Genomic DNA, 8061 nt, shown 5'->3' on the forward strand with positions numbered 1-8061 from the left:
ATCAGGTGAGGAGTTATTTGTTTTTAAAAGCAAAAAATGCCGTATTTATGCGGCTTGTGGCGTTTCGCAAACGCCTAAGATTATGATCATATGTGAGGTGTTGGAAATTTCTCCATATGAGCTGCTGTTGGAGACGGATAGTAAAAATCCCAAGGAATATAAGCAGATGGACTATGTTGTGATTGACAAAAATTCAAGAGAATATGAGTTGATTCAAAAATATGAAAGGCTTGACCCGGGTGCACGGAAACGTTTAGATGGGTATTTGCAGGCTTTAAGTGATATGGAGTAGAATGAAAGGAGGGAGAAACTTATGGGGTATGAAAAAGAAATTGTTTTATTTGAGACAGAAGATAAGAGTATTGCGCTGCCAGTGTCAATAGAAAGTGATACAGTATGGCTTAGTGCTAATCAGATGTCTGTATTATTTGGAAGTGATGAAAAGACAATTCGGAAACATATAAATAATGTTTTCTCAGAAGAACTCATAAGAGAAAACAACACTCAAAAAATGCGTGTTGTTGGAGTAAAGCAACCAGTTCCATTTTATACATCGGACGTAATTATCTCCGTCGGCTATCGTGTAAAATCTAAACGAGGCGTAGAGTTTCGACGCTGGGCGAATTCTGCATTAAAAGAGTAGAGAACAGTTTTGATTCGAAAATTCCGGAAACATACGGCATGGCGTGGATGTACACAAAATACAAAATGCGCGTAATCAAGCAGGCGGATTTTTCAGGACCGCTCCATATGGAAACATGGATTGAGAAGCAGGACAAAGTAAGAATCTGGCAGGATTTGAAGGTATCCGTTGGAAATGAAGTCTACGCACTGGGAAGACTGGAAAGTTGTGTATTTCATCTGGAAGAACAGAAAATAGGGAAATTGTCCGACATCGAGATGCCGCAGGACGTTGTGTGCGAGGAGAAAATTGCGCTGGATCCTTTCGCAAAAATAAAACGGGATGTTTCCGATATGGAATACGTATTTTCCCACAAAGTGCAGTATTCGGATCTGGACAAAAGCCACCACATGGCAAATCTTAGATATGTCAATCTGATGGAGAATGTATTTTCGCCGGAATTCTATGACTGCCAGAGATTGAAAGAACTGGAACTTCATTATGTAGCACAGAGCTTTTATGGTGATGAGATCAGAATGTATCAAAAATCTACAGGAGACACTTACCAGATCGCAGGTGTGAAAACAGACGGAACCATCGTCATGTCAGGGACAATGACGTTTTAGAAAAAATAGAAATAGAAGAAAATTACAGGATGCAGGAATGGGTTGAAGGATGCCATCCCTGCATTTTTTACAAAAGCACAATGCAGAGTTATTCGTATAGATTTTACAAAAAAGAGACTGCGTAGAGAGCAAAGATGCCTCTCACGCAAATATGAGAATTTAAAGAAAGGAGAGTCCGCTCAGAAGAATATACAAAAAACAAAAGCTGAAAGTACAGAGACTTCATCGTAAGATAGATAACATCCGTACTGACTATATCAATAAAACGGTAGCAGAGATCGTGAAAACCAAGCCATCTTATATAACCATTGAAGATTTGAATGTGTCAGGCATGATGAAGCACAGACATCTCTCGAAAGCTGTTGCATCACAGAAATTCGCGGAAGAAATACCGATGACATTTTCCTCGGTGAATATAAGAAGTCCTACAACATGGATCGTGATATTCTCGTATACGAGTCCGTGCCGGAAGAAGGCAGATCTTATCTGCAGCTTCAGAATTATTTTCAGGAAATATGGGATCTTTCCTGCTGTAAACCTTTTAAGACAGGAGAGGAGAAGGAAACCATTCCGGTCCGCCAGTTTCTGTAGAAAACAATAGAGGAAAAACGAAAAAGATGGACGCTGCGGTACCGAAGTACCGGTAGTGTCCACCTTTTCGTCTATGATTATTCCACCTCATATTTCCATTCCATAATACCGCCAAAATCTTTGATATTTTGATATCCGAGGACGGCTAGTTTCTTTCCTGCGATTTTACTGCGCTGTCCGGAACGGCAGTAGATTAAAAGCTCCTGATTCTTATCCGGAAGCTCCGGAATTTCACGGTTGGTGATGGAAGGATTTGGAACATTAATGGCACCCGGGATATGTCCCTGTGCGTATTCTTCCGGATTTCGTACATCGACGATCAGAATGTCATCCCTCTCATCCATCAGTTTTTTTGCTTCTTCCTGTGTAATTTTTGTATATGACATAAGCAGACCTTCCTTTCGGTTTTTTCTTATAGTATACCATATTTGAGGAAATTTCTGTGATCATGTCACAAAAAGAGAACGCTTTACAGGGCATTGATCTTCTGCTATACTTGTACCAGTCGTTATGTTTTAAAAAACAGTACGGTATCAAAGAGAGAACGGGGAGAAGAAACATGAAATTAGTCAGAACAGAAGATGCAGAGGGATGTATTTTATGCCATGACATCACGCAGATTATAAAGGACAAAAAGAAAGGACCGGTATTCAGAAAAGGACACATTGTCACCAGGGAGGATATTCCGGTTCTTTTAAGTGTGGGGAAGGAGAATCTGTATGTCTGGGAGCAGGAAGAAGGGATGCTTCACGAAGATGAAGGAGCCGAGATTCTGCGCAGGATCTGTCAGGGAGGAAGCAGTGCGGAGGCGGCCTTTGACGGAGCAGTAAAGTGCTTCCGGTATATGAGCGCGTCGGAAGCAAAGGAAGGTAAGATTGAGCTGACAGCGGAGACGGATGGACTTCTGAAAGTGGATTCCGGAGCCCTTTACCGGGTAAACTCCCAGGGGGAAATGATGATTGCCACACGACACGGTAATACCGAGGTGAAAAAGGGCGACAAGCTTGCAGGGATGCGTGTCATCCCGCTTGTCATCGGAAAAGACAAGATGGACAGAGCGGAAAAAGCGGTGCAGGAGGAAAACGGCGGAGCGCCGATCCTTTCGATTTTGCCTTTCAGGACGAAAAAGGCTGCCATCATCACGACCGGAAGCGAAGTTTATAAAGGACGGATCAAAGATACCTTCACTCCGGTACTGGAAGAAAAGCTCGGGCATTATCCGGTGGAGATTATCGGACATGCCGCATGCGATGACAAACCGGAGATGGTGACAGAGGCGATTCTGCGTTTTCTCGGAGAAGGAGCGGATCTGGTGCTTTGTACCGGGGGAATGAGTGTAGACCCGGATGACAGGACGCCCCTTGCGATTAAAAATTCCGGCGCACGGATCGTATCCTATGGAGCTCCGGTGCTTCCGGGAGCCATGTTTCTGCTTTCTTATATGGAAGAAGGTCAGGCAGTCATGGGACTTCCGGGCTGCGTGATGTACGCAAAGAGGACGATCTTCGATCTGGTACTGCCAAGAGTACTGGCGGATGATCCGGTGACCGCAGAGGAGCTTGCACATCTCGGAGAGGGCGGACTGTGTCTGAACTGCCCGGTCTGCACCTATCCGAACTGCGGATTTGGAAAGTAGGGAGAACAGATATGGAATTTACACATTTTGATGGAAGCGGAAACGCGGTGATGGTCGATATCGGAGAAAAAGCGGTGACCAGACGGGAGGCGTCGGCACAGGGCGAGATCGGTGTGTCCGAAGAGTGCTATCAGAAGATTCTGGAAGGAAGCATGAAAAAAGGAGACGTCCTTTCGGTAGCCCGGATTGCGGGAATCATGGGAGCGAAAAAGACAAGTGAGATCATTCCGCTTTGCCATGTGATCAGCCTGACGAAAGTGGCCGTGGATTTTGAGATGATCGGGGAACGAAAGGACCGGAATCCGAAGAAACGATACATCCGGGCAGTCTGTACGGTGCGCTGCGAGGGTAAGACCGGCGTGGAGATGGAGGCTCTGACCGGAGTGAATACGGCGCTTCTTACAATCTATGATATGTGCAAGGCGGTAGATAAAAGCATGGAAATGACAGATATCTTTCTATGCAGAAAAAAAGGTGGTGCATCAGGAGACTATGAGCGGGCGGAAGATTGATTATCTCAGGATCTCCCTTACAGACCGGTGCAATCTCCGGTGCCGGTACTGTATGCCCCATGACATTGATTCCGTGCCGATGTCGGAGATCCTGACTTACGAGGAAATCCGTGAAATTACAAGGGTGGCGGCACAGGAAGGAATCCGTCATGTACGTGTGACAGGCGGGGAGCCTCTTGTACGGAAAGGATGTCCGGACTGTGTCCGGATGCTGAAAGCGATTCCGGGAATTGAGACGGTTATGCTGACGACGAACGGGATTTGGCTGAGAAAATTTCTTCCGGATCTTCTCGAGGCAGGACTGGATGGAGTTAATATCAGCCTGGATACTCTGCAGAGAGAAAAGTACCGGGAGATTACCGGATATGACGGCCTGGAGGAAGTACTGAAGGCGGTGGAAGCCTGTGTCAGCGCAGGGATCCGGACCAAGATCAATGTGGCGGCAGCCAGAGAAATCAACGAGACGGAAATTCTGGATCTGGCACGTCTTTCGGAAAAGTGGCCGGTGGATGTACGGTTTATCGAAATGATGCCGATCGGATACGGAAAAGAGTACCATGGACTGGACAACCGGCGGGTGCTTGAGATGATCAAAAACCGGTATCCGGATCTTCAGGAGGCGGCACCGGCAGCAGGTGCAGGATTTGGGCCTGCAGTGTATATGCAGATTCCGGGATTCCTTGGGAGGACGGGACTGATTTCTCCGATTCACGGAAAGTTCTGCCAAAGCTGCAACCGCCTGCGTCTTACAAGTGCCGGAAAGCTGAAATACTGCCTTTGCTATGACGATGCGGAAGATCTGCGCTCTGTCATAAGAAGCGGGGAAACGCCGGAGGAAAAACAGGAACGGATCCGGAAGATTTTTCGTGCGGCGGGACAAAGAAAGCCGGCCGGGCACCGGTTTGAAGAGCCGGATCAGATCAGTGAGAAAAAAAGGATGAATGAGATAGGAGGATAACAGATGGAAGAAAGAAAGACCGCCGGCAGAGTGCGGGCGATCTGCATCAGTGAAAAGCGCGGAACCGAAAAGCATGCCGTGGCGGAAGCAAAGTTTGAGAAGGGATTCGGGATTGTGGGAGATGCCCATGCGGGACACTGGCACCGCCAGGTCAGCCTGCTCTCCTATGATAAAGTAAAGGAATTCAATTCCAGAGGCGCGGATGTGCAGGACGGAGCGTTCGGGGAAAATCTTGTCGTGGAGGATCTGGATTTTAGAAGCTTTCCGGTCGGGACAATTCTCCGGTGTCAGGATGTGGTTCTGCGGATGACACAGATCGGGAAGGAGTGCCACACCCACTGTCGGATTTACCATCGGATGGGCGAGTGCATCATGCCGGTGCAGGGCGTATTTGCCGAAGTCATTTCCTCCGGAACCATTCAGACCGGAAGTATGATGACCGTCGAATTCCCGGCCAAAGACAGGCCGTTTACGGCGGCAGTGATCACGATGAGCGATAAAGGAAGTAAAGGGGAACGCAAAGATGAAAGCGGCCCGGCTATGAAAGAAGGACTGACGGCGGCTGGATTTGATGTGGTAGAGGAATTGATTCTTCCGGATGAGAAGGCACTTTTGAAAAAAGAACTGATCCGGCTTTGCGACCAGCGGCAGGTCAGCCTGATTCTGACCAGCGGCGGAACCGGATTTTCTGAACGGGATACGACGCCGGAGGCGACAATGGAGGTCATGACCCGCAATGCACCGGGGATTGCGGAGGCGATCCGGGCCGAATCCATGAAATATACAAAAAGGGCCATGCTCTCCCGTGGAGCGTCGGTCATACGGGGACAGACGCTGATTGTCAATCTTCCGGGAAGCCCGAAAGCAGTGCGGGAAAGTATGGAGATCATATTGGAGAGTGTACAGCACGGACTGGGGATTCTTCGGGGATCCGAGTCGGAGTGTGCAAGATAAATGCCAAAAAGAAAGGTGAGAAAAATCTATGAAAAAACGGGTAATGCTGCTGCTTCTTGCAGCAACAATGGGACTTGCAATGATGGGATGCCAGTCTTCGGACGGAGGGGACGGCGACAAGGCTTCCGAAAGCAATAAATCGCAGACGGAAGAGGATGGAACATCCGGGAGTAATCTGGAGGGAACCGTGACGCTTGCTGCTGCTGCTTCCCTGGAATATGCATTTGAAGAGGAGCTGATTCCGGCATTTGAGGAGCAGCATCCGGATGTGAACATCGAAGGTGTCTATGATTCTTCCGGAAAGCTGCAGCAGCAGATCGAGTCCGGTCTTGCGGCAGATCTCTTTTTCTCAGCAGCGCCGACGCAGATGAATGCGCTGGAAGAGGAGGGGATGATTGACAGCGATACGATTGTCAACCTGCTGGAAAACAAGATTGTACTGATTACCCCGGCTTCCTCCGACGCAGAGTTTTCCTCTTTTGAAGATATCGCCAATGCAGGTACGATAGCGGTCGGGGATCCGGAGAGCGTTCCGGTGGGACAGTATGCGCAGGAATCACTGACAAATCTTGGTCTCTGGGATACGGTTTCAGCAAAGGCAAGTTTTGGAACGAATGTTACGGAAGTGCTGAACTGGGTGGCGGAGTCTTCTGCGGACTGTGGAATTGTCTATGCGACAGATGCGGCAACGACAGACAAAGTCAAAGTGGTGGCGGAGGCGCCGGCTGATTCACTGGAATCTCCGGTTCTGTATCCGGTGGCAATGACAAAGGATGCGCCAAACCAGGAGGCTGCCAGGGCATTTTACGATTTTATTATCTCTGACGATGCGGTGTCCGTATTTGAGTCCTATGGATTTGCGGATTATCGCAGCGCCGAGTAGCAGGAGGAACAGGAGATGGATTTTTCTCCGGTCTGGATTTCGCTTAAGACAACGGTATGTGCGTCTGTTATTACCTTTGTCATTGGGATTCTGGCAGCGTGGGCAGTCATGTTTATTAAAGGCAGGAAACTAAAAGCCGCGGTGGACGGGATTCTTACCATTCCGCTTGTACTCCCTCCGACGGTCGCGGGTTTCTTTCTGTTATGGCTTTTCGGGGCAAGACGCCCGATCGGGAGCTTTGTGGAGGAAGTTTTTGGTTTCCGGATTGCCTTTTCCTGGGTGGCGACAGTATTGTCTGCGGTTGTCGTTTCCTTCCCTCTGATGTACCGCTCCGCAAAAGCGGGATTTGAACAGATTGATCAGAATATGATCGAGGAAGCAAAGATGCTGGGGCTCGGAAAATGGGGAATTCTCTGGAAGATTCTCTTCCCCTGCACATTTCCGTCCATTCTCTCCGGTATGATTTTATCAACGACAAGAGGTCTTGGAGAGTACGGGGCGACTGCCATGCTGGCGGGAAATATTCCCGGCAAGACAAGGACCCTGCCCCTTGCTGTTTATTCGGAAGTTGCAGGCGGCAATATGGACCGGGCGGCAGTGTACGTGGCGGTAATTCTGGTTATTGCGTTTCTGTCTGTCTGGGTAATGAATATGATGACAAAAGCAGAGCATGAGATTAAAATGTAGTTCAGGAACTTTTTAGAAAACATCGAAGGAGTGCGGTAATGGAAGAAAAGATCCGGCCGGCTTTGCGGCTGACATTGGAAAAAGAAGAACGGTTTTTTGGCCCGGGGGTAGCAAGGATTCTGGAACTGATAGAAAAGAAAGGATCTATTCAAGGGGCCTGTAACGAGATGGGAATGTCCTATTCTAAAAGCTGGAAAATCATAAAACGGGCAGAGAAAGAGCTGGGATTTCATCTGCTGAGTTCCCATAACGGCGGAAATTCAGGAGGAAAAAGCGAACTGACGGAACAGGGAAGCCTGTTTCTGGCGCGTTACCGGGAGATGGAAAAGGAGCTTACGGAAAAGATGGAAGAATTGTTCGGCCAGTATTTCCCGCAGGAAAGCGATTAGAGACAGATAAAATACAGAAGTGAAAAAGCAATCGGGACGGAAAACTCCGGTCTCCCGTGAAGATGCAGCTGGCATCTTTACGGAGACCGGAGTTTTTTTAACAGGAAACTTCGTTCCCTGTTAAAAAAAACGCTCCGCGGGATGCGCACTCGCGCAAAGCAGAAATTTGTCGCTAAAGCGACCGCGCTCGGCGCGAGAGTTCC

The 8061-nt window shown here is 48.3% G+C and carries 12 protein-coding genes and 1 pseudogene; 12 read left to right on the forward strand and 1 reads right to left on the reverse strand.

Annotated elements, in window-relative coordinates:
* The 5 genes and pseudogenes from FGQ85_RS18365 to FGQ85_RS18370 form a co-directional block, all read left to right on the forward strand.
* Window positions 1-292 (forward strand): hypothetical protein (locus tag FGQ85_RS18365; protein ID WP_347563081.1); only part of this gene is annotated, 292 nt, incomplete at its 5' end.
* A 21-nt stretch (window positions 293-313) separates the two neighbouring features.
* Window positions 314-643 (forward strand): RhuM family protein, encoded by a 330-nt coding sequence (rhuM, locus tag FGQ85_RS09220; protein WP_138373307.1) that lies wholly within the window; start codon window positions 314-316, stop codon window positions 641-643.
* Between the two features lie 107 nt (window positions 644-750).
* Entirely contained in the window at window positions 751-1248 is a 498-nt protein-coding gene (locus FGQ85_RS09225) for a hypothetical protein (protein WP_347563082.1), read from the forward strand.
* 108 nt (window positions 1249-1356) lie between these two features.
* A pseudogene (locus FGQ85_RS09230) lies at window positions 1357-1627 on the forward strand (transposase); the annotation flags it as partial.
* A 53-nt stretch (window positions 1628-1680) separates the two neighbouring features.
* A complete protein-coding gene (locus FGQ85_RS18370) occupies window positions 1681-1839 on the forward strand; it encodes a hypothetical protein (protein ID WP_171027929.1) in 159 nt (52 codons plus the stop codon).
* 77 nt (window positions 1840-1916) lie between these two features.
* Here FGQ85_RS18370 and FGQ85_RS09235 read toward each other — a convergent pair whose 3' ends face one another.
* Window positions 1917-2225, reverse strand: coding sequence for a rhodanese-like domain-containing protein (locus FGQ85_RS09235; protein WP_087169597.1), 309 nt, complete (start codon window positions 2223-2225; stop codon window positions 1917-1919).
* 173 nt (window positions 2226-2398) lie between these two features.
* Here FGQ85_RS09235 and FGQ85_RS09240 point away from each other — a divergent pair, with 173 nt between their 5' ends.
* Genes FGQ85_RS09240 through FGQ85_RS09270 form a run of 7 tightly spaced genes read left to right on the forward strand, consistent with a single transcriptional unit; the run spans window position 2399 to window position 7858 of the window.
* Window positions 2399-3475, forward strand: a complete 1077-nt coding sequence (locus tag FGQ85_RS09240) for a molybdopterin-binding protein (RefSeq protein ID WP_138373309.1) — start codon at window positions 2399-2401, stop codon at window positions 3473-3475.
* Between the two features lie 11 nt (window positions 3476-3486).
* Window positions 3487-3987 (forward strand): cyclic pyranopterin monophosphate synthase MoaC, encoded by a 501-nt coding sequence (moaC, locus tag FGQ85_RS09245; protein WP_087253479.1) that lies wholly within the window; start codon window positions 3487-3489, stop codon window positions 3985-3987.
* Window positions 3968-4945: a GTP 3',8-cyclase MoaA gene (gene moaA / locus FGQ85_RS09250; RefSeq protein ID WP_138373310.1), complete on the forward strand. Its 978-nt coding sequence runs from the start codon at window positions 3968-3970 to the stop codon at window positions 4943-4945. Before moaC ends, moaA begins: the two co-directional genes overlap by 20 nt.
* A gap of 3 nt (window positions 4946-4948) precedes the next feature.
* Window positions 4949-5899 (forward strand): MOSC domain-containing protein, encoded by a 951-nt coding sequence (locus tag FGQ85_RS09255; RefSeq protein ID WP_087253475.1) that lies wholly within the window; start codon window positions 4949-4951, stop codon window positions 5897-5899.
* Between the two features lie 28 nt (window positions 5900-5927).
* A complete protein-coding gene (gene modA, locus FGQ85_RS09260) occupies window positions 5928-6782 on the forward strand; it encodes a molybdate ABC transporter substrate-binding protein (RefSeq protein ID WP_138373311.1) in 855 nt (284 codons plus the stop codon).
* Window positions 6783-6797: 15 nt separating this feature from the next.
* Window positions 6798-7469, forward strand: a complete 672-nt coding sequence (gene modB, locus FGQ85_RS09265) for a molybdate ABC transporter permease subunit (RefSeq protein ID WP_118636839.1) — start codon at window positions 6798-6800, stop codon at window positions 7467-7469.
* Window positions 7470-7507: 38 nt separating this feature from the next.
* Window positions 7508-7858 carry a LysR family transcriptional regulator gene (locus FGQ85_RS09270; protein ID WP_087253470.1) on the forward strand — a complete coding sequence of 117 codons (351 nt, stop codon included), beginning with the start codon at window positions 7508-7510 and terminating at the stop codon, window positions 7856-7858.
* Window positions 7859-8061: the final 203 nt, after the last annotated feature.

Source organism: Pseudoflavonifractor sp. BSD2780061688st1 E11 (genome assembly GCF_005844125.1).
Taxonomy (GTDB): Bacteria; Bacillota; Clostridia; order Lachnospirales; family Lachnospiraceae; genus Sellimonas; species Sellimonas catena.